We start from the raw sequence: 24,373 nt of genomic DNA on the forward strand, positions 1-24,373 counted from the left end.
CCTCTTTCTATTGCAAGCCACGCTGGATAAAGGCTGAAGGAACATCGACTGGAAACAGCCTTGCTCCCCCAACTCAAGTCGCATTTATGAATAATTAGTCAAAAATGTGCTTATCTGAACAGCATTGGCATCATCAGCGGGCCCTATTGTTCGACCGCTACCTCACCCGCCACTTCAGTCAGGATCCCTTCATGCAGGCGCTGGAGCAGGGGCTGGGTGCCGGGGTCTGGACCCTGTCGCAGGTGTCGCGGGGGCGGCTCGACCCCGAGTATCGCCACCACTTCTATCAGGCCACCGGCTGGCAGGAGGAGGTGGGGCTGATCCTGCCGGTGCGCGGCGGCCTCACCCTGATGCTGTTTCTCGGCCGCCTCGACAAGCGCAGCTCCCTCAGCCGTGACGAGCTGGCCAGGCTGGAGGCACTGTTCCCGCTGGTGCATTCGCTGTGCCGCCAGCACTGGCGGGAGGAGGCCGCCCTGCTGGCCCAGAGCCCGGCGCTACCGGGTGGCACCGACCTCAAGGCGACCGTGGAGCAGGCCATCGCCAGCGTAGGGGGGGCAAGCCTCACCCGTCGCGAGCGCCAGGTGGCGGGATTGCTGTTGCAGGGGCTCGACACCGAGGCCATTGCCGGTGCGCTCGGCATCGGCAGCGGCACGGTGAAGAATCACCGCAAGCACCTCTACGCCAAGTTGAACCTGCATTCCCGGGCCGAGCTATTCAGCTTCTTCCTCAATCACCTCATCACGGCGCCAGCCGGCGCGCCCCCATAACGACACCACCCCGCCGGGGCGGGGTGGTTCAAACCATGGGCAACGCCGTCAGATGCGGCCCTGATAACGCAGCGGGAAGCGCCCCTGCCCATCGGGCTGGCCGAGGAAGGGGAGCCCCTGTTTCATCTGGTCCGGCAGCTCGGGACCCGGTTTCAGGGTGCCCTGGAACAGGTACTGGCGATTGGCTTGCAACTCCAGCTTGCCCAGCACCTGCACCGCCTCCGAGCCCTGCTTGATCTCGGCCACCAGCCGGGAGTCGAGACAGGTGAGCGTGATCTCGGGATCCCCCAGGGCCAGCTTGCCCGCCGGGGTGTCCGCCTGTGCGTCATACCAGTGAAGATCCCCGTAAAGGTTGTCGCACCAGGGAGTGCCCTGGGCAAACTGATCGATCTTGAGCTGCAACTGACCCGTCGCCGTCAACGGGAAGGGGGGTCTCATCGGCACCCGCTCCAGCACCCAGAGGGCCGGCGCATTGAGGGTGATGTCGCGCCCGAAAGCAGCACCGTTCCAACCCAGGATCCCCTGCCCGTTGAGTCCGCTGCGCTCGCCAAAGCGCACCGACACCTCGGGCGCCAGCCGCAGCAGAGACCAGCCATCGAGATCCCAGCGCAACTGGGTGAGGGACTCGCTGGCATATTGCACCCGGGCGGCCTGACCGCTCCAGAGGGTGCCGCTCACCCCCTCCAACCGTACCAGATTGGGGGGCAGCGGCAGATGGCGCACCACCAGGGATGCAGGCAACTGGGCCAGCAGGAAACCGAGATAGGCCAGCAGGAAGAGACTGGCGATCACTATTTTTCGCTTCATTGGGAACGACTCAACTGCAAACGTCTGACCTTGACCAGCCCGGGGGCCAGCCCCTCGCGGGCCAGCTCGATGATCTGCACCTGGACGCCGTATTGATCCGAGAGGGTCGCAAGCCAGATCAGCAGATCATCGAACGGCACAGTGTCTATCCATACCTGCAGCTCCTGACCCTGGGGCTGCAAGCGGGCAATCTTGATCTTCTGGTTGAAGGCGGTGCGGTTCACCACGCCGTCCAGGGTACCGCCGGTATCGATCTGGCGCCCCTGTCCCCCCTGCATCGCCAGCACCTCCTGTCCCTTCTCCTTGAGCCAGGCCAGGGTCTGCTGCTGGTTCACCACCTGCCGCTCGCGCTCGGCAATGCGATTTGCCACCGGCTGCCAGATCGCCCAGTAGAAGAACCCGATGAGCAGCACGCAGCCCCCCACCGCCACCAGCCGCTGCTCGCGGGCACTGATGCCGCGCCACCAGCTCTGCAGTTTGTCCATCATGACGACCTCCCCTTGAGCACCAGCGCCCCTTCGACCTTTCCTTCGGTGCTTCGCACCTCACCCTGCTGCACCTCGAAGCGCTTGCCCGCCAGCTCGCGGAAACGTTCGATCTCGGTGAAGCCGGGGGCCGTCACCTGCAACCTCAGCTCGCCCCGGGCAGCATCGAAGCGCAGCACTTCGGGCTTGAGGCCGGGCACCTCGGCAAACACCGGAGCCAGCTCGGTCAGGAGCAACAGGACGCCATCCTGGGGAGCCTGCCCCAACTGCTGGAGGTGCTGGGTCATCTGGCTGCGCACGTTGACGATACGCGTCTCCCCCGGGAAGATCCGGGTGTAGACCTGCCGGATCTCCGCCTTGAGGGCCTTGTCCTGTTCCGTCAGCTGGTGCAGATGCACACCGCGCTGCACCAGGGCCACCAGCAACAATACGCCTGCCAGCACCGCCACCTTGCGCCACTGCAACCAGTAGCGGGCGTATTCGGTCTGGGGACGATAGGGCCCCTGCAGCAGGTTGGCCTGGCAGGTCAGCGCCCCTTTCGCCAGCAACAGCATGGGCAGTTCCGGGTCAGCCCCCTGCCAGTTGCCCGCCGCCATGGCGGGGATGGGAGTATGGCAGTGCAGGGTGACGGGTTCGGTCTGCGCTGCCAGCAGCATGGCCAGCAGGGATTCCTCCGCCACTATGCCCTGACGGGGGCCCTGGCGGACCAGCCACTCCTCCCCCAGCTGCAGGGCTGACCAGCCATCGGCGACGAGCGGCAGTGCCAGCACGTCGGGCAGCAGGTGCAGGGTCTTGAGCCCTGCCTGCTCCAGCCAGCCGAGCCAGGAGTGCATCTTCCCCTTGTCCACCGCCATCAGATCCACCTCGCGGCCCTGATGGCCGAGCACCACCAGGTGCAGATCGTCCACGTCTGAGGCGATCTGCTCCTCCAGCAGATAGGGCAGGGCCGCCGCACTCTGGCGGCTGTATTTGCCCGGCAGATTGACCCGCCGGAAGATAAGATCGCTGCCGGGCACCAGGGTCACCACGGGGCGACCACCGGCACGCTCCTGCAGCTCGCCGAGGGCGTGCGCCGAGGCCAGGATGCCGGAGGCGATGATCTCCTGCTCCTGCGCCGACCAGACCAGCCAGTGCACTGGCTGCTGCGCATTGGTCCCCAGACGGATGACCAGACTCTCGCTCACTAATGTCTCTCCTGCCATGCCCGCTCCTCCCTCAGGGGGGCGGGCGCACAGCCATGGGTTGCAGTCCAATCGGGGGATGCGCAGGGCAGCTGAAACCGCCCCACGCCCCCTTGTTATTCGGCGCCGCCGCTCAGGCGACGCAGCATCACCAGCTTGTTGTCCTTGCCACGCTGGAAGACGGTCTCAAGCCTGGCGCGGGTCTCCCCCACCTCCGCCAGCAGGCGGGCCTCGAAGAAGCTGCTCTTGATGTCCAGGGCGCCATCCAGCCCGGTGATGGCACCCGGCTGAACCTGCAACTGCTCCGTCATCTCCTGCTTGTTCTTCCACCCCTTCTTGGGGCGGCTGGTCAGCACCCGCTTGGCATCGTCCAGCCCGATCTTCCCCTGGTAGAGCCCCACCAGCAGGGCCGCCTGCTCCGGCCGGATGGTGTTGATGTTCACCACCAGCTTGTCATTGGGCAGGGAGCACACATAGGGGGCCAACCGGGCGTACAGGCTGGCGCTCACCCCGCGCACCGCCCGCAATTCGTCGGTGCCCAGCATCCGCTGGTTAGCCACCAGGTAGGGGGGATTGAGTCCCTCGTAGTAGGCATCCTCGGCCCCGTTGCTCGAGACCAGCTGGGTATCCTTGTCGGTCCAGTCGCGGATGGCGTCCGTCAGCTGTACCGCTTCGTAATCATCCACCTCGAGCTGGGCGAGCAGAGCCCGGAACACCTTGAACTGGTAAGGCTGGGCATCGAGATCGTCGCCGTTCTCCCCCTCCTTGAGGGGCACGCTCAGGCTGTTGAGGTTGAAGCAGGATTGCAGATCCCGCACCCGGCCCGAGAGGGTGCCATCCTCCACCGGGAAGACCCCGTCCTCCCGCGCCCAGTTCTGTCCCAGACTCACCCGATCCGGGTCGTCCTTGAAGTCCTGGTTCAGCACCTTGATCACCAGGGCCTCCGCCGACATGGCATACCACCAGGCCTGCTTGCCCAGGGTGAGGTTGGCGGTGCGGCGCAGCTCCAGTTGCAGGCGGCCACTCATGTTGCTGGCGACGATCACCATCACCGCGAGGATGAGCAACACCACCAGCAGGGCCATGCCCCCCTGGCGGCCCAGTGTAGTGCGGGATCGGCCCCGGCCGCGCTTAATTACCATTGTCCGCTCGCTGGCCACCAGCACCGATCAGGAACTGGCGACGTCGAATAGTGCCGTCATCCTCCGTGACGGACAGGGGAAAACGACGATCAGTTACCATTCTCTGCCCTCTGGCCACCAGCACCGATCAGGAACTGGCGGCGTCGAATAGTGCCGTCATCCTCCGTGATAGACAGGGGAAAACGACGATCAGTTACCATTCTCTGCCCTCTGACCACCGGCTCCGATCAGGAACTGGCGGCGGATGGTGCCGTAGTCTTCAAGCTCCAGCTCCACCGCCAGCCCGTAGGGCAGCAGGTCGCGCTGGGTCCACTCCTCCTTCCACTGTCCCTTGTCGTAGAAATAGAGGCGCAGCGCCGTCACGCCGGTCAGCACGGGCTGAATGCGCGGCTCGGTGCCAATGGCCGGATCCGGATAGAGGTAGCTCAACCGCTCCAGGGTCTGCCCCTTGAGACGCCAACCCACTCGTTGCAGGCCGGAGCGCGGCAGTATGCCGTCCGGATTGAGCCAGCCGCCGCGAATGAAGGCCATGCCCCAGTCGTCGCTCTGCTGGCCGAAGCGGGACGCCGCCAGCAGCACCTTGTTGTTCTCGCCGTCGATGCGACCGCTGCGCGGCACCATCTGGGTAATGTCCCGCTCCAGCAGGCTGAAGGCGAGCTGCAGTTCCGAGAGGCGGGCCTCCTTGCGCTTGGCCACCTCGTCGCTGGTCAGCACCCCTTGCAGCACCTGATAGGCCCCCAGGCTCAGGGTGGCGAAGATGGCGATGGCCACCAGCATCTCAAGCAGGGTAAAGCCGCGGTGGTGCGATGGGCGGGTGTTGCTCTGGATCATCGGCTGACACCGGCTCCGGATCATGGACGCACGTTGATGAATGTTCATCGGCTGAGATAGGTCCGGATCATGGCCACCGGGCTGTCGGCCTTGGGCGCGGTGCGCACTTCCATGTCCAGCGCCCTGAAGTTGCTGTCCGCCGTGGCGACGCCGCGATAGCGCCAGTACCAGGTCTGCCCGGCCATCTCCTCGTCCCCTTCCACCCAGCTGTCTCCCGGCCACTTGCCTTCGAGCTTCTGCTGCACCAGCTGATTCTCCACCACCCAGGTCGCCAGGGTCTTCTGCTCCAGATAATTGAGGCCGGCCAGGTGTTCGCTCGCGGTCTTCATCACCGCCAGCCCGGCGATGGCAAACACAGCCAGGGCCACCATCACCTCCAGCAGCGTCATGCCGCGCACCCGGGCGTGTCCGCCCGACAGAGCGGTGCGACGCGCTAGAACGCCCCCTGCGGGCCTGGCGCTCCTCACTCTTCTTCCTCTTCATCCTGCAGCAGGGAGAGACGACCGAACTCGTCCCCCCTGACGGTGCGCAGGTAGTGCAGATCCTCGTCCTGCTGGCTCAGGGTCAGCACGAAGGGAGAGAGCTCTCCCCCCGGAAAGACCAGGATCTGGGGTGTCCGCTCGCGCTCGTCCCGACCCCGCTCCTGGCGTTCATCCGACGCAGTACGCCAGTTGAAACCTTCCAGCTCCACCGCCAGGGTCATCCCCTCCGGCAACGTCACCGGCCCCAGCAGCCTGTCACCGGTCAGGGCGCGCCACTTGCGATCCTTGGGATCCCGGGACATAAACTGCCAGCCGTTCTCCTCGACCCGCAGCCCCAGCAGCCTGCCATCCATGACCGAATACTCCTGGGCCTGCTGCAGGGTCGCCATGAAGCGGCGCGCCTGCTTGTCCAGCTCCCGATCCCCCCTGGCGCCCCCCATGCTGAGGGTGACGGCGGTCGCCACCAGTCCCATCAACATGGCGACCAGCAACACTTCCAGCAGGGTAAAACCGGCCTGGTGACGGGCCGAAGAGGCCATCTTCATTCAGGCAGCCCCGGGGTGGCCCGGTGAGCACGACGCGGCGGAATCACTTATTGGAAGTCCTTCAGGTTCCAGTTGCCGATGTCGTCATCGGTCCCGGCTTCGCCGTCCATCCCCATGGAGAAGATGTCGATCTTGCCGAACTGGCCCGGGCTCAGCAGCTGGTACTGGTTGCCCCAGGGATCCTGCGGCAGGCGCTTGATGTAGCCCCCTTCACGGTAGCTGCGCGGCTCAGGGGATGCGGTCGGCTTGTTGACCAGGGCATCCAGCCCCTGCTCGGTGGTGGGGTAGCGGTTGTTGTCCAGCTTGTACATGTCGAGGGCGTTTTCCAGCGCCACTATGTCGGAGACCGCTTTTTGCTGATCCGCCTTCTCCTTGTTGCCCATCAGGTTGGGCACCACCAGGCTGGCCAGGATCCCCAGGATCACGATGACCACCATCACTTCCAGCAGGGTAAAACCCGATTGACGACGCTTTTGCATGACTGACTCCCTAACGAAATGAGATGGCATGAGCCATCAACGATTAACTGTTAAACCACAATCGTTCGATTGAATGTGCAGGTTCGAATGGCGAAGCCTATTCGGGCACCCGACCCTCACAGATTCACCATGTTGTTGAGCTCGAGCGAGTTGACCGCGGGATCGACCGATGTCACACGCACGCCAGCCTCACAGATTCACCATGTTGTTGAGCTCCAGGATCGGCTGCAGGATCGACATCACGATAAACAGCACCACCCCGGCCATGGAGACCACCAGCATGGGCTCGAACACCCCGAGGGCGATGTTCACCTGGGTTTCGAACTCCCTGTCCTGGTTGTCCGCCGCCCGCTCCAGCATGCTGTCGAGCTCGCCGCTCTGCTCGCCCGAGGCGATCATGTGCAGCATCATGGGCGGAAAAATTCTGGTTTCATCCAGCGACTTGCGCAGGCTGGTCCCCTCCCGCACCCGTTCGGTGGCCTCACCGATGCGCATGCGGGCATAGTCGTTGGAGAGCACTTCGCCGGCGATCTTCATTCCCTCCAGCAGGGGCACGGCGCTGGCGTTGAGGATGCTCAGGGTGCGGGCAAAGCGGGCGGTGTTGAGACCGCGGCTGACCCGACCGATCACTGGCAGGCGCAGTATCACCTGGTGCCAGCGACGGCGGCGCTTGTCGTCGGTCAGCCACCAGCGCCAGATCAGGCCGCCAATACCAAGGAGCAGCAGGAACCAGAGGCCGTAGTGCTGCAACAGCTCGCTGGTGCCGATGAGGAAACGGGTGGTGCCCGGCAGTTGCTGGCCCATGTGTTCGAACTGGGCCACCACCTTGGGCACCACGGCGGTGAGCAGTATGGAGATGACCCCCACCGCCACCAGGGTGAGGACGATGGGATAGATCATCGCCTGCAGCAGCTTGGTGCGCATGTGCTGGCGCTGCTCGGTGTAATCGGCGAGACGGTTGAGCACCTTCTCTAGGTGACCGGACTTCTCGCCGGCCGCCACCATGGAGCGGAACAGCTGGTCGAACACATGGGGGAAGGCCCCCAGCGAATCGGCCAGGGAATACCCCTCCACCACCTTGCTGCGCACCGTCGCCACCAGGCTGCGCAGGTGGGCCTTCTCGCACTGCTCGGCGACCGCCTTGAGGGCCTCTTCGATGGTGAGACCGGCCCCCACCAGGGTCGCCAGCTGGCGGGTGATGAGGGCCAGTTCTGCGGTGGAGGCGCCACGGCGAAACAGCACGAAGCGGTTCGCCTCCCGCTTGGCCTTCTCGGTGGTCTCGTTCACCTCGAGGGGGGTCAGCCCCTGCTCGCGCAGCAACTGGCGCACCTGGCGGGCGGAATCCCCTTCCAGCACGCCGCTCTTGTTGCGCCCCTTGCCGTCGAGGGCCTTGTATTCAAATGCCGCCATCTCAGTCTTCCCGGGTCACGCGCAGCACCTCTTCGAGGCTGGTCTGCCCCTTGAGCACCTTGTCGATGCCGTCGCGGCGGATGCTGGGGGTATGACCCCGGATCAGCCGCTCGATGGCGAGCTCGCCGCTGGCGCTGTGGATCGCCTCGCGCACCGCCTCGTCCACCACCACCAGCTCGTGGATGCCGGTCCGGCCGCGATAGCCGGTATGGTTGCACTGCTCGCAGCCCACCGGACGCCAGATCTGCTGATCCGGCGCAAGCTCGATGCCCATGGCAACACGCTCCTGCTCGGTGACAGGGTGCGGTGCGCGGCAATCCGGGCAGAGAGTACGCACCAGCCGCTGGGCCAGTACCGCCAGGAGCGACGAGGAGAGCAGGAAGGGCTCGATCCCCATGTCCCGCATCCGGGTGATGGCGCCGATGGCGGTGTTGGTGTGCAGGGTCGACATCACCAGGTGACCGGTGAGGGATGCCTGCACCGCGATCTGGGCGGTCTCGAGGTCACGGATTTCCCCCACCATCACCACGTCCGGGTCTTGGCGCAGAATGGCGCGCAGGCCCCGGGCGAAGGTCATGTCCACCTTGCTGTTGACCTGGGTCTGGCCCACCCCTTCGAGGTCATATTCGATGGGGTCTTCGACGGTCAGGATGTTGCGATCCCGGGAGTTGATCTCCGAGAGGGCCGCATAGAGGGTGGTGGACTTGCCCGAACCGGTCGGGCCCGTCACCAGGATGATGCCGTGAGGCTTGCGAATGAGTTCGCTGATGATGTTGCGGTTGGCCAGCGTCATGCCGAGCTGCTTGAGCTCGAGGCGCACGTTGTTCTTGTCGAGCAGTCGCAATACCACCCGTTCACCGTAGCTGGAGGGCATGGTGGAGACCCGCACGTCCACCGCCCGGCCGCCGATGCGCAGTGAGATGCGGCCATCCTGGGGCACCCGCTTCTCGGCGATGTCCATGCGCGACATGACTTTGATGCGCGACACCAGCAAGGAGGCGAGTTTGCGATGGGGGCGCAGGATCTCCCGCAGCACCCCATCGATGCGAAAACGGATCACCAGGGCCCGCTCGAAGGTCTCGATGTGGATGTCGGACGCCTCTTCTTTTATCGCCTCGCTCAACATGGCATTGATGAGGCGAATGATGGGGGCGTCGTCGTCAGCATCCAGCAGATCCTCGCTCTGGGGCAGCTCTTCGGCCAGGGCAAAGAAGTCCATCTCGTTGCCGAGATCCTCCATCAGCTGACGCGCCTCGGAGGAGTCACGCTGATAGTGGGCCATCAGGAGCGTCTCGAACTCGTCGTTGCCAAGCTGCTCCACCGCGAAGGCACAGCCCGCCACCCGGCGCACCTCCAGCAGGGTCTGGGGGGAGATCCCCTGACGACAGAGCAGCACCGGGGCACCCTGGCGCTCGGTCAAGATGGCCCCGAAGTTGCGGGCAAACGCGAACGGCAGTTCCGGCAGGGGAGCCGGCAGCTCGCTGCCATCGAGCTGGTAGGCGGCCATCAGGGCTTGCTCTGCACGAAGGGCTGCTCCTGCACCTGGGCGCGCACGCCGGTGGCGGTCGCCTGCTGCTGGGCCTGCATTCTCTGGATCTGCTGCTGCACCTCGGGGGACATCATCACGTCCTGGCCATAGGCGGGCAGCACCTGGCGAGCCGGCGAGGTGGCATAGCCCTCTTCCGCAGCCCGGCTCAGCTGCTCGGCCCTGAACAGGGTGTACTTGTTGCTGGAGACCCCGGAGTAGACATTGGCGTCACGCAATATGGTCGGGCGGATGAAGACCATCAGGTTGCGCTTGGCGGTGGAGGTCTTGGAGGAACGGAACAGGTAACCCAGCACCGGAATGTCCCCGAGCAGGGGCACCTTGGAGATCTGCTCCTGGGTCTGTTCGTCCATCAGGCCACCCAGCACCACTGTCTCGCCGCTCTTGACCAGCACGGCGTTCTTCACGGTGCGGGTATCGAAGGTGGGGCCCAGGTTGGCGGTCCCGGTCGCCTGCTTCTGTGCCACGCTGGAGACCTCCTGCTCAATGTTGAGCAGCACGGAATCTCCTTCGTTGATCTGGGGCGTCACCACCAGCTTGGTCCCCACCGTCTTGCGCTCTATGGTGTTGAACACCTGATCGCTGGTGGTGGAGCTCTGGGAGCCGCTCTGCACCGGCACTTCCTGACCGACGTTGAAGGAGGCTTCCTTGTTGTCCATGGTGACGATGCTCGGGGTGGAGAGGATGTCGTTCTTGCTGTTGGTGGAGAGCGCCGTCACCAGCGCCGCCCAGTCTCCGTGATAGAAGCCTGCCGCCATGCCGCTGAAGCTGCCCGCCAGGGATGACAGGCCGTCGGTGTTGCCGTTGTCTTTGTAATCCTTGGCGGCGATGGCCAGGGAGCCGATGGGCAGACCGGTGTCGGTGAACTGGGTGCCGCCGCCATTGGTGTTGGCCCACTGCACCCCGAGGTTCATGCCGTCACCATCCGATATCTCGACGATGATGGCCTCCACCAGCACCTGGGCACGGCGAATGTCGAGCTTGGCGATGACCTGCTCCAGCTCGGCCATCACGTCCGGCTGGGCGGTGATCACCAGGGCATTGGTGGTCTCGTCGGCGGAGATGGCGAGCTGGCCGCCGCCGATGCTGGCGCCGCCCGTGGCCGTGGCAGCCGCCCCGCCCTTCTTGTCGGCGGCGATGCTGGAGCTGACCCCCTTGAGGACGTCCACCAGATCCTTGGCCTTGCCATATTTCAGGTAGAAGACCCGGGTGTTGCCCTGGCTCTGCAGATCCCGGTCGAGCTGGCGCACCATCTGGATGATGCGGGCACGGGCCTTGGGCTCGCCGCTGATGACCACGGAGTTGGTGCGCTCGTCGGCCACCACCTTGGGGGAGAGCAGCAGCGAGGCGTTGGCCCCCTGATTGCTGCCATCCTTGTTGAGGTTGGTCACCAGCCGCACCATCTCGCCGGCGGAGGCGAACTTGAGCTTGATGACGTCCATGTCCTGATCCCCCGCCTTGTCCACCCGGCGAACTACCTCCACCAGGCGGTTGACCACGGCGGCGCGGCCGGTGATGAGCAGCACGTTGGAGGGCTCGTAGTGGACCACGTTGCCGCCGCCGGCGTTGTCGTTGAGCTGACGCAGCAGGGGGGCCAGTTCACGGACCGAGACATTGCGCACCGGCACGACCCGGGTCACCATCTCGTCACCCACGCCGGGGTTGGTGTCATCCACCACGGGGATGGCCGAGGTCTTGGCATCCTTGGAGCGCACCACCTTGAGCACGCCGTTGTTCATGGGCACCACGGCAAAGCCGTAAACGTCGAGCACGCTCAGGAAGAACTGGTAGTACTGATCCTCGTTGAGCAGGTCATAGCTGCGCACGTTGATCTTGCCGCGTACCGATGGCTCTATGATGATGGTTTTGTTCAGGTTCTTGCCGACCGTGTTGATGAACTCCTCGATGTCGGCGTTCTTGAAACTGGCGGAATACTCGGTGGCCCAGGCAGAACCAGCCATCATCAAGGCTGCCGCCATGGTGGCCAGACGCCAGCCCTTCCCTTTATTTGTCATTCTTGGTGCTACTCCAATTCATTATTCTGACAAGCCGACATAGACGTCGTAGAGCTGTCCTTGCCGCTCGACGGTGACGGTCATTTCCGTGGCGCCCGCCACCTGCTGCATCGCCTGCATGGCCTGGGCGTTGTCACGCAGATCCAGGCCGTTGATGCTGACCGCCAGATCGTTGGCGACCAGTCCGAGTTGATTGAACAGTTCCGGATTGCGACCCGGGTTGAGGCGATAGCCGGTCATGCGACCGTCCACCCGGACCGGAGAAATATTGAGGTAATCGGTGATCTTGCCCGGGTTGCCCAGCAGTTCGCTGCGCACGGAGGAGAGTCCCTCCTGGCGGGCCGGTTTGGGCAGGGGCTTGCCATACTCTTCCCCGTCCAGCATCAGGGTCTCGTCACGGCCGTCCCGGGCGATAATGACCCGATCGGCAAACACCTGGCGGATCCTGGCCTGAGTACCGTCGATGTAGTCTCCGATGCCGTAAGAGTTCTGTGTCCCGTTGTGGGCGATGATGGCGATGGACTTGGCGGGATCCGAGCTTGCCAGCACCCCGTTGAGCTGGGCGTTGAGCTGGGTTTTCGGGGCATCCACCGCCACCGTCTCTGCCGCCTTGTCCGCCTGGGGTTGCAGCGCCTTGCCAAAGAGAGAGAGGCGGCTGAGGTTGCCAAGATCGAGGCGATCGCCACCACTCCCCTGCACCGAGGTGACCGAGGGTTGCCAGGGGGTCAGGGGAGCGGGCTGGGCCAGTTCGTACAGGCGCCAGGTGAGCACGGCACACTGCTGGGCCAGCAACAGCAGCAGAAGCCAGAACAGGGGCTGGCTGAAACGGGAGAGTGGCATGGCCTTGCAGCGAGCCAGAAGGGAAGTCAACAAATCATCCCTGAACGGTAGCGTCATCTTTCTCAAAATTGTCTGGCATCCAAGTCGGTTGGCTATTGTGTACGGCAATGGACCCAGAGACAACCGACCGGATGGGACCAAGGGGTGAAAATTCAGTTTCCGTCACACCCGGATGCCCCCTGTTTCTATCCCGGGGCCCGCCTCTGGTATAATCAGGCACCTTTTCAGCCATCCCGGAGCCGATCCATGTCGAATCCAGCACAAAGCAGCACTCAGGTCCGTCTCGACAAGTGGCTGTGGGCCGCCCGCTTTTACAAGACCCGCAGTCTGGCGCGGGATCAGATCGACGGCGGCAAGGTGCACTACAACGGCCAGCGCACCAAGCCGGGCAAGGCGGTCGAGGTCGGCGCCCTGGTGCGATTCTGGCAAGGCCAGGACGAGCGGGAGGTGCGGGTGCTCGAGGTGAGCGAGCAGCGCAAATCCGCCCCGCTGGCCCAGCAACTCTATGAAGAGACAGAGGCCAGCCTGAAGAAACGGGCCGAAAACAGCGAAGCCCGCCGCTTCAACAGCCAGTTTGCCCCAAGCCCGGAGCGCCGACCCGACAAGCAGGAGCGACGCCAGCTTATCCGGGTCAAGCAATCCTAATCCGCGTCTGTGGCCCCTTTATGACGACAGGTGGAGGAATTAGTTCCTAACCACCTGTTTAACAATGTGTTTATTTTTCCCCAAGAACATCCTAGGAAACCATGATGAGTAACCAAGACCTCCTGTATCGCTATCTGTTCGAAGAGTACGAAGTGCGTGGGGAGCTGGTCCAGCTGGATCGTACCTACCGCCACATCATCGACGCCCAGAACTACCCGGTACAGGTGCAGCACCTGCTGGGCGAGCTGCTGGTTGCCACCAGCCTGCTGACCGCCACCCTCAAGTTCGAAGGCTCCATCACGGTGCAGCTGCAGGGGGACGGTCCGGTGCGTCTGGCCGTCATCAACGGCGACAACAACCAGCAATTGCGCGGCGTGGCACGCTATGAAGGGGAATTGCCGACGGACGGCAAGCTGCAAAGCCTGATCGGCAACGGTCATCTGGTCATCACCATCACTCCGGATCAGGGAGAGCGCTATCAGGGCATCATCGCCCTGGAGGCCGACACCCTGGCGGCCTGTCTGGAGCACTACTTCGCCCAGTCCGAACAACTGGCCACCCGCCTCTGGATCCGCACCGGCCACCACGAGGGCGAGCCCCGTGCGGCGGGCATCCTGCTGCAGGAGCTGCCGGCCCAGAGCGAGGATCACAGCGAAGATTTCGACCACCTGGTCCAGCTCACCACCACCATCAAGGACGAGGAGCTGTTCGGTCTGGACGCGGAAGAGATCCTCTACCGCCTCTACCACCAGGACAAGGTACGGGTGTTCGATCCCCAGGCCATCGAGTTCCGCTGCACCTGCTCCCGCGCCCGTTGCGAAGGGGCCTTGCTGCAGATAGACAAGGAGGAAGCGGTATCCATGGTGCAGGAGCTCGGCAAGATCGACATGCACTGCGATTACTGCGGCGCCCACTACGAATTCGACGGGATAGACATCGAAACCCTGTTCAGCAGGGCTCCCGGTAATGATGCAAACCAGTTACACTAATCAAAGGCGGGCAAAACCCGCCTTTAACTTAAATAACAAAAAAATACCCTATTTTATAAAGTTTGATGGCGATCGCTAAAAACTACCACCTAGGTGGTAGCATGAACGTCAGATAGAACCCTACACACCTCTGAACCCAGGAGAATACAATGACAATCGTGGTAGAACCCACCCTGGCCCAACAACTGAAGCTGGACCAATACGGTATCAAAAACAGCCAGGAAATCGTTCGCAACCCCTCCTATGAGCAGCTTTTCGCTGAAGAGACCCGCTCAGACCTTGAGGGCTTCGAACGTGGCGTCGTCACCGAGCTTGGCGCCGTCAACGTCAACACCGGCATCTTCACCGGCCGCTCCCCTAAAGATAAATATATCGTCAAAGATGCCACTACCCAGGATACTGTGTGGTGGTCTGACCAGGGTAAAAACGATAACAAGGCGATTACCCCGGAAGTGTGGTCACATCTGAAAGGGCTGGTCACCAAACAGCTCTCCGGCAAGCGTCTGTTCGTGGTGGACGGCTTCTGCGGCGCCAACCCGGACACCCGCCTGGCGGTGCGCATCATCACCGAGGTGGCCTGGCAGGCGCACTTCGTGAAGAACATGTTCATCCGCCCGAGCGAAGAGGAGCTGAAGGCCTTCAAACCGGACTTCGTGGTGATGAACGGTGCCAAGTGCACCAACCCGAACTGGAAGGAGCAGGGTCTCAACTCCGAGAACTTCGTCGCCTTCAACATGACCGAGAAGATGCAACTCATCGGCGGCACCTGGTACGGTGGCGAGATGAAGAAGGGCATGTTCTCCATGATGAACTACTTCCTGCCCCTGCGCGGCATCGCCTCCATGCACTGCTCCGCCAACGTGGGCAAGGATGGGGACGTGGCCATCTTCTTCGGCCTCTCCGGCACCGGCAAGACCACCCTCTCCACCGATCCCAAGCGTCAGCTGATCGGCGATGACGAGCACGGCTGGGATGATCACGGCGTGTTCAACTTCGAAGGGGGCTGCTACGCCAAGACCATCAAGCTCTCCGAAGAGGCCGAGCCGGACATCTACCACGCCATCCGCCGCGATGCGCTGCTGGAGAACGTGACCGTGGCCGCCGATGGCACCATCGACTTCGACGACGGTTCCCGCACCGAGAATACCCGGGTCTCCTACCCCATCTATCACATCGACAACATCGTCAAGCCGGTCTCCAAGGCGGGTCACGCCACCAAGGTGATCTTCCTGACCGCAGACGCCTTCGGTGTGCTGCCCCCGGTCGCCAAGCTGACCAAGGAGCAGACCAAGTACCACTTCCTGTCCGGCTTTACCGCCAAGCTGGCCGGTACCGAGCGCGGCATCACAGAGCCGACCCCGACCTTCTCCTCCTGCTTCGGCGCGGCTTTCCTCAGCCTGCACCCGACCAAGTACGGCCAGGAGCTGGTGAAACGGATGGAAGCGGCAGGGGCTGAAGCCTATCTGGTCAACACCGGCTGGAACGGCACAGGCAAGCGGATCTCCATCAAGGATACCCGTGGCATCATCGACGCCATCCTGGATGGTTCCATCGAGAAGGCGCCGACCAAGGTACTGCCGGTGTTCAATCTGGAAGTGCCGACCGAGCTGCCGGGCGTCAACCCCGCCATCCTGGACCCGCGAGACACTTATGCCGACCAGGCCGAGTGGGATGCCAAGGCGGCCGATCTGGCCGGGCGTTTCATCAAGAACTTCGAGCGCTTCACCGACAACGACGAAGGCAAACGCCTGGTCGCGGCGGGCCCGCAGTTGTAAGAAACGCGCCTCGCGTCTCGCAATCCCGTACCGGTCAGCCCTGCTGGCCGGTATTTTTTTGGCCGATGCGCGGCATATGGCTCCCGCCAAGCCTTGCCTTGACGGCCCTTGCGCGTTAGATTCAGCCAAACTTTATACAATATACAATTTTGCAACCTGCCCGTGACCCCAGCATGACCCCACCTTACAAGACCCGAACCCAGATGGTGATGGAGAACCTCCGCGGCCGGATATTGCGTGGCGAGTTTGCAGCGGGCGCCCCCCTGCGCCAGGACGCCATCGCCAAGGAGCTGGCGGTGAGCCGCATCCCGGTGCGGGAAGCCCTGATGCAACTGGAAGCCCAGGGGCTGGTGAAGTTCGAGGCCCATCGCGGCGCCGTGGTGACCATGCTGGATGCCTCGGCCATCGAGGAGCTCTTTTATTTGCGGGCACTGCTCGAAGCCGATACCCTGTTCCACGCCGTCGACCTGATGACGGAGGAGACCTTCGCCCAGGCGCAAGCCATCCTCGCCCAGTTTGATCTGGCGCTGGAGTCTGGCACCCAGATCGAACACTGGGCCGAGTTGAATCACCGCTTTCACGCCACCCTTTACCAGGCAGCCAATCGCCCCCAGGCACTGGAACTGATCGCCCAGATCAATCTGAGCTGCGACCGCTATGTGCGTTTCGAACTGCTGTTCGACCAGGGCGGCGTGGACAAGGCCGAGCGGGAGCACGCCCGACTCCTTGAACTGTGCCGCGCCCGGCGCAAGCACGAAGCAGTGGTACTGCTCAAGCAACACATCGAGGCGGCAGGCCAATCGATCAGACAGATCCTGGCAAGCGGCCACCATCAATGAACACTCACATCACCACAAGCTGGCAATAACGACATGAACCATTTCGAGATTATTGAAACCCGCGTCGCCCAGGTCAGGGCCACACTGGCCACGCTGGAGCTGGACGCCTTCATCGTTCCCCACGACGACGAGCATCTGGGGGAGTACATTCCCGCCTATGCCGAGCGGCTGGACTGGATCACGGGTTTCAACGGCTCCGCCGGGCTCGCCATCATCCTGGCGCATCGGGCGGCCCTGTTCATCGACGGTCGTTATACCGTGCAGGCCCGCATGCAGGCGCCGGCCGAGCTGTTCGAGTTTCTCCACCTCAATGAAGACCCCCACGTGCAGTGGCTGGCGGAGCAGTTGCCCTCAGGCTCCCGGGTCGGCTTCGATGCCCGCCTGCACAGCCTGGCCTGGTATCAGAACGCCAACGCCGTGCTGGCCGATCACGGCATCGAGCTGGTGCGCATCGACGAGAACCCCATCGATCTGCACTGGAGCGATCGTCCCGCTCCGACCAAGAGCCCTGTCATCCTCTACAGCGAGGAGCTGGCGGGCCAGTCCAGCCAGGCCAAGCGCGAAATGCTGGCCAGCGATCTGCGCAAGCGCGGGCTGGATGCGGTGTTGCTGACCCAGGCCGAGCCCATCAACTGGCTGCTCAACCTGCGTGGTCGCGACGTGGAACGCCTGCCGGTGGTGCTGGGCTTTGCGGTGCTCTACGCCAACGCCACCATGGATTTCTTCGTCGACACCGACAAGATCGACTGCTTCGCCTTCAGCCAGCACGTGGGGCAGGATGTCTCCGTCTACCCCATCGACAAGCTGGGTGACGTGTTGCAGCGCATCGGCGAGGATCAGCAGAAGGTGCTGGCCGACCCCAACACCGCCAACGCCTGGACCCAGCTCGTGATGGAAGAGGCGGGCGCCATTCTGGTGGCCGGCCAGGATCCCACCATGCTGCCCAAGGCGTGCAAGAACCCCGTGGAGCTGGCCGGCATGCGTGCCGCCCACCTGCGCGACGGCGTTGCCGTCACCCGCTTCCTGGCCTGGCTGGATCGCCTGATCGCCAGCGGCGAGTTCGACGGTGTGGACGAAGGCACCCTGGCCGACCAGCTGGAAGCCTTCCGCCACGAGCAGGAGCACTATGTGGAGCCGAGCTTCGACACCATCTCGGCACTCGGCCCCAACGCCGCCATGTGCCACTACCGCCACACCAACGGTACCCCGCGCGCCTTCGGCCAGGACAGCATCTATCTGGTGGACTCCGGCGCCCAGTACCTGGACGGCACCACCGACATCACTCGCACCGTCAAAGTGGGTGAGGTGACTGACGAGCACAGGGCCATGTTTACCCGGGTGCTGCAGGGTCATATTGCCCTGGATCAGGCCCGCTTCCCCCGCGGCACTGCCGGCATCCAGCTCGACGTGCTGGCCCGCATGCCCCTGTGGCAAGCCGGTTACAACTACGACCATGGTACCGGACACGGGGTCGGCCACTTCCTCAGCGTGCACGAAGGTCCGCAGCGCATCGCCCCCAAGGGCAGCCTGGTGGCCCTGCAGCCGGGCATGGTGCTCTCCAACGAGCCGGGCTACTACCGGGAAGATGCCTTCGGCATCCGCTGTGAAAACCTGGTGGTGGTGACCGAGCAGGAAGCCCGTGGCGAGCTGACGATGCTGGGCTTCGAGCGACTGACCTATGTGCCGTTCGACATCCGCCTCATCGATCGCAGCCTGCTGAGCCCGGCGGAGTTCCGCTGGATCAACGAATACCATGCGGAGGTCTACCGCCGTCTGAGCCCGCTGCTGGAGGGCGAGGATCTCGCCTGGCTGGAGCAGGCGACCAGCCTCCTCTGATGACACAGGGCCTGCGGGCCCTGTTTCTTTATCTGCGGCATGCCACAAATGCCCCCCTTGCATCGACTCCCCGCCCCTTCTACCCTGTGCCTCCTTTTTGGCTGCCCCGCAGCAGAGACCCGATGAGAGGAGCCCCGATGCACTCGTCCCCCGTATTGCGCCTTGCCACCCACACCGACATGCACGCCATCTGGCAGATAGATGCCGATGTCTTCGGCGAGGATGTCTACCCCGGTTTCTTCTTTCGCCAGGCCATGGATCTGTGGCCCGAACTGCTGGTCGTCGCGGAGCGGGAAGACCGGCTGCTGGGCTATGCCCTGGGGGGGCTTGGTCAGGATCGGTCGCAGGGCTGGCTGCTCTCCCTCGCGGTGCGTCCCGAAGCGCGCGGCTTCGGCCTGGCCGAGCAAATGATGTTGCAGGTGGAGCAGGCTCTGGCGCATTTGCAGGTTGCCCGGGTGAGGCTGACCGTGGATCCCGCCAATCCGGCCCAGCGCCTCTACTTCAGGCTGGGTTATCAGCAGTTGGCAGAAGAGAGAGGCTACTTCGGGCCGGGCGAGGATCGCCTGCTGCTGGAAAAAGCCCTGATCTGACCATCCACCACCGGCACGGGAGTCTTCCGGCCACATAATTGGTTACACTTTGCGGGTTTAATGCGCAATCTGGTTGGCGTAAAGTGCAATTCATCACCAGATTAATCCGATGCCCGCCCAGGAGGCCCATCATGTTCAAACGTATTGCTCTCGTCACCCTGCTGGCGGCCACCACCGCCATCACCGGCTGTGCCAACAGCGACGTCTACTCCGGCGATGTCTACACCAAGGATCGCGCCAAGCAGGTACAGACCGTCAGCTATGGCACCATCCTCTCCACCCGCCCCGTCAAGATCCAGGCCGATGAGAACTCCCTGATCGGCACCATTGGCGGTGCCGTGGTCGGCGGCCTGCTCGGCAGCACCATAGGCGGCGGTCGTGGCAGTGACATCGCGGCGGCCGGTGGCGCCATTGCGGGTGCGGCGGCCGGCAAGGCGGCAGGGGACAAACTCAACCAGGTTGACGGGGTCGAGCTCGAGATCAAGAAAGAGAACGGCGAATCCATCGTGGTGGTACAAAAGGCCAGCCCCACCTTTGTACCTGGTGCCCGGGTCCGCATGACCCAGGGCAACGGCACCATCAACGTGGCCGTGGTGAACTGATAGCGCCGCTCAAGGTGCAACTGCCATAAAAAAGGTGAGCCCGGGCTCACCTTTTTGCGCTCTGCACCACTGAGGATTCACTCCCCCAGATGCAGCCAGGCCGCGATGGACAACTGCAGGCCCACCAGGTCGGCATGGTGGAACAGGGCATGCAATGATGCACGATCCCCGGCCACCTGCATCATCAGACGCTGTTGCGCCTGCAGGTCGGCCAGCCAGGAGGGTGGCACCGTCAGCGTGCCTGCCGCCTCGGCAACCAGGGATACCCCCTCGAGCAGGGCATGCAGCGCCCGTTGTTGTTCGCCAGCATCGTCACTCTCGAGCCAGAGCTGCTCATGATACTGCCAGTGCTGCATACCCAGGGTAATGCTGGCCTTCTGACCTTTACCCTCAATCCTTTGCAGGGGCTGCACGGCCAGTGGCTTGCCAAGCCCAGCCAGCCTGTATCCGCGCTGCGCCTTGGACTGGGCACCCAGCCGCAATCCTCCCAGCGCCGCCAGCTTGCTCGCCAGGGTGAACAGCGCGCGGGCATCGCCGGATTTCAGCTCCAGCTCCAGCTCGTCGATCCCGGTACGCCCCAGGGCACCGGCAATCTCCCCCTGATCCCAGGCCAGCTCGATCTCGGCATCTCCGAATGCGATCAGCCAGTGGCGGCGCAGGAAATCGGTGCTGAACTGGGCCACCAGACGGCTCTGGAGTTCATCGCGCACTGCCAGACTCGGCCAGATATCGACAGGAAAGGCAGACAGGGTCGGAATGGTTCCCTCCACCGGGGCGTTGTACTCGGGTCTGGCGTGCAATCCGCCCACGACCTGCCCCCGGCACTTGATGGTCTGCTCGGAAAAATCATCGCTGCGACGAATGCGCAACCCCATCTCGAGCCCACGCAAACCCAGATCGGGCGTGTCGAAATAGACGTTGCCAAGAGCGGCTTGATTGGAAGAGATAATCTCTAGTGAATTCAGAAGCTTGGAGAGGGATTCTTGAATATTGCTGGTGACGAAAAACTTTATCTCGATCTCAGTTTGCATAGTCATTCCGGGCTGGCGGGCAACTTTGGGGGGCATGTTCAGAGTCGCGAGGATATAATGCCAGCGACAGTTCACGATTAATTCACGGTTTTATTGATGGCACAGTTCGGTTACCATGCGCCCCTCATAAAATCGTATCGAGTGTTTTTTCACCGACACAGGTTTGGCCATGCCAGTAAATACTATTTTGGGTCTTTTTGCCAAGTCCCCCATCAAGCCGCTGCAGAAGCATATCGTCAAGGTTCACGTGTGCTGCGAACAGCTCATTCCCTTCTTTGATGCCGTCGCTGAAGACCGCTGGGAAGATGCCGAGAAGATCCGGCAACAGATCGCCCAGCTGGAAAAAGAAGCGGACATCCTCAAGCGCGAAATCCGCTTGAAACTCCCCCGCGGCCTGTTCCTGCCGGTCGCCCGTACCGATCTGCTGGAGCTCTTGACCCAGCAGGACAAGATTGCCAACCGTGCCAAGGATATTTCCGGTCGCATGCTTGGCCGCAAGATGGAATTCCCCACCGAGATGCGCGCCGATTTCATGGCCTATCTCAAACGCTGTATCGATGCGACCGCCCAAGCCGAAAAAGCCATCGGAGAACTCGATGAGCTGCTCGAAACCGGCTTTAAAGGACGTGAAGTTGAAATGGTTGCCGAGATGATCCACCAGCTGGATCTCATCGAGGACGATACTGACACCATGCAGATCGGACTGCGCCAACAGCTGCAAGCCGTTGAGCACAAATACAATCCGATCGACGTTATGTTCCTCTACAAGATCCTCGAATGGGTAGGTGACCTGGCTGATCAGGCAGAGCGCGTTGGCGCCCGTCTGGAATTGATGCTGGCTCGTTCGTAATCGACTGACTGGGTAAACACTACTAATGGACATTATCGCGAATTACGGCACCACCCTGGTGCTCGTGGCGGCCTTGTTCGGCTTTTTGATGGCCTGGGGCATTGGTGCGAACGACGTCGCCAACGCCATGGGCACATCGGTCGGCACCAAGTCCCTGACCATCCGTCAGGCGATCATCATCGCCATGATCTTTGAATTTGCCGGTGCCTATCTGGCCGGTGGCGAAGTGACGGCCACCATCCGCAGCGGCATCATCGACAGCAACGCCTTTGCCGACACGCCGGATCTGCTGGTGCTCGGCATGATCGCCTCCCTGCTGGCTGCGGGTCTGTGGCTGATCCTGGCCTCCTATTTCGGCTGGCCCGTCTCCACCACTCACTCCATCATCGGCGCCATCGTGGGCTTCGCCGTGGTGAGCATCGGTCCGGAAGCGGTACAGTGGAACAAGTTTGGCGGCATCGTCGGCTCCTGGGTAGTCACGCCGGCCATCTCGGGCATCATCGCCTACTTCATGTTCATCAGCGTGCAGAAGCTCATCTTCAACACGGACAATCCCCTAGACAACGCCAAGCGCTATGTCCCCTTCTACATGTTCCTGACGTCCCTGGTCATCTGCCTGGTCACCATCAAAAAAGGGCTGACACACGTCGGTCTGCACCTGAGCAATGGCGAAGGCGCGCTGCTCTCCGTCGCCATCTCTATCGCGGTGGCGTTTGCCGGCTGGATCTATATCCGCGGCCAGCAGTACAACCCGAAAGATGACAGCAAGATGCACTTCGCCAATGTGGAGAAGGTGTTCGGCATCCTGATGATCATCACCGCCTGCGCCATGGCCTTCGCCCATGGCTCCAACGACGTGGCCAACGCCATCGGTCCACTCTCTGCAGTCGCCTCCATCGTGGCGGCCGGCGGCGAGATCGGCGGCAGCTCCCACATCGCCTGGTGGATCCTGCCCCTTGGCGGCATCGGCATCGTCATCGGCCTGGCCACCATGGGCGAGAAGGTGATGGCGACCGTCGGCACCGGCATCACCCACCTGACCCCGAGCCGTGGCTTCGCAGCCCAGCTGGCCACCGCAGCCACCGTGGTGATCGCCTCCGGCACCGGTCTGCCCATCTCCACCACCCAGACCCTGGTCGGTGCCGTCATGGGCGTCGGTCTGGCACGGGGCATCGCGGCCCTGAACCTGGGCGTGCTGCGCAACATCGTGGTCTCCTGGGTCATCACCCTGCCCGCGGGCGCCATCCTGGCCATCGCCATCTTCTACGTGTTGCAGGCCTGCTTCTCCTGAGCAGCCCACGCCGCACGACAAAAAGCCCGGGTCATTGACCCGGGCTTTTTTATGCTTCGCCCATATCACGCCGTCGATTGAGCGTCGATCGGCTGCAGCGTTTACTCCTCGATAAAGGTCCACTCGTCGCGCACCCGGCTGATGGCATCGAGCCGCCGCTTGGCAAGCTGCTCGCGGATTGCCTCCCCTTTGAAGCCGGCCGCCACTATCTCCTTGACCGGCACAGCCTGCGCCGCCTCCAGGGCCTGAGCGACATAGTCCGGCTGACTGTAGACCTTCTCTTCGAAGCCGGTACGACCGTGGAAGTCGGCGCGACAGGCATCGAGCAGCTGGGCAAAGCGCTCCGGTCTGCGCCAGGCATCGGCCTTGTCGAATACCTTGAGCAGGGTCGCGGGCTTGAGCTCGAAGGCAATGTGGATATGGGTGTGCAGGTCGCTCACCAGCAGTGCCAGATCGCGACACTCGTTCGGCACCCGGAAGCGCTCGCAAAAATCGCGAATGAGCGGCAACCCCTTCTGGCCATGGCCATGATGGCTCGGCCAGAAGGCGGGCGGGGTCAGCCCCTTGCCAAAGTCGTGGCAGAGGGACGCGAAGCGCACGGTCAGTTCGGGGGAGAGACGACATGCCTGCGCCAGCACCATCATGGTGTGGATGCCGGTGTCGATCTCCGGGTGCCATCTGGCAGGGGCCGGCACACCGAACAGGGCATCGAGCTCGGGGAAGAGCGCCTTGAGTGCGCCGCATTCGCGCAGCACCTCGAAGAAGATCTGGGGTGTCGGCCCCAGCAGCACTTTTTCCAGTTCCTTCCAGACCCGCTCCGGGGTCAGGTGGGCCAGCTCTCCAGCCTCCGTCATCTCGCGCATCAGCCCCAGCGTCTCGGGGGCCACCACGAACCCCTGGGCATGGAAACGGGCGGCGAAGCGCGCCACCCGCAGGATGCGCAGGGGATCCTCGGCAAAAGCCGGTGAGACATGGCGCAGCAACCGCGCCTCCAGATCCTGCACGCCGCCGTAGGGATCGTGCAGTTGCCCGTCCTCATCTTCGGCGATGGCGTTGATGGTGAGATCCCGGCGCAGCAGATCCTGCTCCAGTGTCACCTCGGGGGCGGCATGGCAGACGAAGCCGGTGTAACCCTGCCCCTGCTTGCGCTCGGTGCGCGCCAGGGCGTACTCCTGCTGGGTTTTGGGGTGGAGAAAGACCGGAAAGTCTCGGCCCACCTGGGTGAATCCGAGACCCAGCATCTGCTCCACCGTGGCACCGACCACCAGGTGATCCCTGTCACCCTGGGGCAGTCCCAACAGGCGATCCCGTACCGCCCCTCCTACCAGATAAATCTGCACGCGCACTCTCCCTCGATAAACTTGCCCCGATGATACCGCTTTTGGCCAAGAGAGA

General features: G+C 63.1%; 23 protein-coding genes and 2 pseudogenes. 10 read left to right on the forward strand and 15 right to left on the reverse strand.

Features of this window, described 5'->3' with window-relative positions; genetic code table 11:
• Nucleotides 1–128 precede the first annotated feature (128 nt).
• A pseudogene (locus HKD46_RS11410) lies at nucleotides 129–767 on the forward strand (LuxR C-terminal-related transcriptional regulator); the annotation flags it as partial.
• Between the two features lie 48 nt (nucleotides 768–815).
• Here the strand turns inward: HKD46_RS11410 and exeN are convergent.
• The 13 genes and pseudogenes from exeN to exeC form a co-directional block, all read right to left on the reverse strand.
• The gene (exeN, locus tag HKD46_RS11415; protein ID WP_103243744.1) at nucleotides 816–1,574 is read right to left on the reverse strand and encodes a GspN family type II secretion system protein ExeN; all 759 of its coding nucleotides are present in this window, start codon (nucleotides 1,572–1,574) and stop codon (nucleotides 816–818) included.
• On the reverse strand, nucleotides 1,571–2,062 hold the full coding sequence (exeM, locus tag HKD46_RS11420; protein WP_103243745.1) for a GspM family type II secretion system protein ExeM: 492 nt from the start codon (nucleotides 2,060–2,062) through the stop codon (nucleotides 1,571–1,573). Before exeM ends, exeN begins: the two co-directional genes overlap by 4 nt.
• Nucleotides 2,059–3,243, reverse strand: coding sequence for a GspL family type II secretion system protein ExeL (gene exeL, locus HKD46_RS11425; RefSeq protein WP_103243746.1), 1,185 nt, complete (start codon nucleotides 3,241–3,243; stop codon nucleotides 2,059–2,061). The genes exeM and exeL overlap by 4 nt, the downstream gene beginning before the upstream one ends.
• 113 nt (nucleotides 3,244–3,356) lie before the next feature.
• The gene (exeK, locus tag HKD46_RS11430; protein WP_103243747.1) at nucleotides 3,357–4,382 is read right to left on the reverse strand and encodes a GspK family T2SS minor pseudopilin variant ExeK; all 1,026 of its coding nucleotides are present in this window, start codon (nucleotides 4,380–4,382) and stop codon (nucleotides 3,357–3,359) included.
• Nucleotides 4,372–4,446, reverse strand: a pseudogene (locus HKD46_RS11435) (type II secretion system protein GspJ); the annotation flags it as partial. The pseudogene HKD46_RS11435 and the gene exeK, both read right to left, overlap by 11 nt.
• Before the next feature lie 125 nt (nucleotides 4,447–4,571).
• On the reverse strand, nucleotides 4,572–5,213 hold the full coding sequence (exeJ, locus tag HKD46_RS11440; RefSeq protein WP_049636114.1) for a GspJ family T2SS minor pseudopilin variant ExeJ: 642 nt from the start codon (nucleotides 5,211–5,213) through the stop codon (nucleotides 4,572–4,574).
• A 44-nt stretch (nucleotides 5,214–5,257) separates the two neighbouring features.
• Entirely contained in the window at nucleotides 5,258–5,611 is a 354-nt protein-coding gene (gene exeI / locus HKD46_RS11445) for a GspI family T2SS minor pseudopilin variant ExeI (protein WP_257713654.1), read from the reverse strand.
• A 65-nt stretch (nucleotides 5,612–5,676) separates the two neighbouring features.
• Nucleotides 5,677–6,240 carry a GspH family T2SS minor pseudopilin variant ExeH gene (exeH, locus tag HKD46_RS11450; protein WP_103243748.1) on the reverse strand — a complete coding sequence of 188 codons (564 nt, stop codon included), beginning with the start codon at nucleotides 6,238–6,240 and terminating at the stop codon, nucleotides 5,677–5,679.
• Between the two features lie 47 nt (nucleotides 6,241–6,287).
• A complete protein-coding gene (exeG, locus tag HKD46_RS11455; protein ID WP_010675723.1) occupies nucleotides 6,288–6,719 on the reverse strand; it encodes a GspG family T2SS major pseudopilin variant ExeG in 432 nt (143 codons plus the stop codon).
• 189 nt (nucleotides 6,720–6,908) lie between these two features.
• Nucleotides 6,909–8,129 (reverse strand): GspF family T2SS innner membrane protein variant ExeF, encoded by a 1,221-nt coding sequence (gene exeF, locus HKD46_RS11460; RefSeq protein WP_039040588.1) that lies wholly within the window; start codon nucleotides 8,127–8,129, stop codon nucleotides 6,909–6,911.
• 1 nt (nucleotide 8,130) lies between these two features.
• Nucleotides 8,131–9,636, reverse strand: a complete 1,506-nt coding sequence (gene exeE / locus HKD46_RS11465) for a GspE family T2SS ATPase variant ExeE (RefSeq protein WP_042014784.1) — start codon at nucleotides 9,634–9,636, stop codon at nucleotides 8,131–8,133.
• A complete protein-coding gene (exeD, locus tag HKD46_RS11470) occupies nucleotides 9,636–11,690 on the reverse strand; it encodes a GspD family T2SS secretin variant ExeD (RefSeq protein ID WP_010675726.1) in 2,055 nt (684 codons plus the stop codon). Before exeD ends, exeE begins: the two co-directional genes overlap by 1 nt.
• A gap of 21 nt (nucleotides 11,691–11,711) precedes the next feature.
• Complete coding sequence (gene exeC, locus HKD46_RS11475; RefSeq protein ID WP_270835689.1) at nucleotides 11,712–12,560, reverse strand: GspC family type II secretion system variant ExeC; 849 nt, start codon at nucleotides 12,558–12,560, stop codon at nucleotides 11,712–11,714.
• 216 nt (nucleotides 12,561–12,776) lie between these two features.
• On the opposite strand from exeC, the gene hslR reads away from it, so the two are divergent.
• The 7 genes from hslR to HKD46_RS11510 all read left to right on the forward strand — a co-directional run bounded on the left by hslR (nucleotide 12,777) and on the right by HKD46_RS11510 (nucleotide 19,806).
• The gene (hslR, locus tag HKD46_RS11480) at nucleotides 12,777–13,175 is read left to right on the forward strand and encodes a ribosome-associated heat shock protein Hsp15 (RefSeq protein ID WP_010675728.1); all 399 of its coding nucleotides are present in this window, start codon (nucleotides 12,777–12,779) and stop codon (nucleotides 13,173–13,175) included.
• A gap of 104 nt (nucleotides 13,176–13,279) precedes the next feature.
• Complete coding sequence (hslO, locus tag HKD46_RS11485) at nucleotides 13,280–14,164, forward strand: Hsp33 family molecular chaperone HslO (RefSeq protein ID WP_010675729.1); 885 nt, start codon at nucleotides 13,280–13,282, stop codon at nucleotides 14,162–14,164.
• Between the two features lie 149 nt (nucleotides 14,165–14,313).
• Nucleotides 14,314–15,939 carry a phosphoenolpyruvate carboxykinase (ATP) gene (gene pckA, locus HKD46_RS11490; protein ID WP_069784268.1) on the forward strand — a complete coding sequence of 542 codons (1,626 nt, stop codon included), beginning with the start codon at nucleotides 14,314–14,316 and terminating at the stop codon, nucleotides 15,937–15,939.
• A gap of 173 nt (nucleotides 15,940–16,112) precedes the next feature.
• Nucleotides 16,113–16,778 carry a GntR family transcriptional regulator gene (locus tag HKD46_RS11495; RefSeq protein WP_103858235.1) on the forward strand — a complete coding sequence of 222 codons (666 nt, stop codon included), beginning with the start codon at nucleotides 16,113–16,115 and terminating at the stop codon, nucleotides 16,776–16,778.
• A gap of 33 nt (nucleotides 16,779–16,811) precedes the next feature.
• Nucleotides 16,812–18,614 (forward strand): aminopeptidase P family protein, encoded by a 1,803-nt coding sequence (locus HKD46_RS11500; protein ID WP_041213951.1) that lies wholly within the window; start codon nucleotides 16,812–16,814, stop codon nucleotides 18,612–18,614.
• 137 nt (nucleotides 18,615–18,751) lie between these two features.
• Nucleotides 18,752–19,204, forward strand: a complete 453-nt coding sequence (locus HKD46_RS11505) for an N-acetyltransferase (RefSeq protein WP_103858234.1) — start codon at nucleotides 18,752–18,754, stop codon at nucleotides 19,202–19,204.
• Between the two features lie 131 nt (nucleotides 19,205–19,335).
• Nucleotides 19,336–19,806 carry a glycine zipper 2TM domain-containing protein gene (locus HKD46_RS11510; RefSeq protein ID WP_010675734.1) on the forward strand — a complete coding sequence of 157 codons (471 nt, stop codon included), beginning with the start codon at nucleotides 19,336–19,338 and terminating at the stop codon, nucleotides 19,804–19,806.
• Nucleotides 19,807–19,883: 77 nt separating this feature from the next.
• On the opposite strand, the gene HKD46_RS11515 is transcribed toward HKD46_RS11510, so the two are convergent.
• Nucleotides 19,884–20,837: an inorganic triphosphatase gene (locus HKD46_RS11515; protein WP_171865438.1), complete on the reverse strand. Its 954-nt coding sequence runs from the start codon at nucleotides 20,835–20,837 to the stop codon at nucleotides 19,884–19,886.
• Between the two features lie 169 nt (nucleotides 20,838–21,006).
• On the opposite strand from HKD46_RS11515, the gene HKD46_RS11520 reads away from it, so the two are divergent.
• A complete protein-coding gene (locus HKD46_RS11520; RefSeq protein WP_010675736.1) occupies nucleotides 21,007–21,687 on the forward strand; it encodes a TIGR00153 family protein in 681 nt (226 codons plus the stop codon).
• A 25-nt stretch (nucleotides 21,688–21,712) separates the two neighbouring features.
• Entirely contained in the window at nucleotides 21,713–22,978 is a 1,266-nt protein-coding gene (locus tag HKD46_RS11525; protein WP_039040595.1) for an inorganic phosphate transporter, read from the forward strand.
• 101 nt (nucleotides 22,979–23,079) lie between these two features.
• Here the strand turns inward: HKD46_RS11525 and HKD46_RS11530 are convergent, their stop codons facing one another.
• Complete coding sequence (locus tag HKD46_RS11530; protein WP_052815540.1) at nucleotides 23,080–24,318, reverse strand: multifunctional CCA addition/repair protein; 1,239 nt, start codon at nucleotides 24,316–24,318, stop codon at nucleotides 23,080–23,082.
• Nucleotides 24,319–24,373: the final 55 nt, after the last annotated feature.

It is taken from the genome of Aeromonas sp. TW 6 (genome assembly GCF_013168745.1).
Taxonomy (GTDB): Bacteria; Pseudomonadota; Gammaproteobacteria; order Enterobacterales; family Aeromonadaceae; genus Aeromonas; species Aeromonas caviae.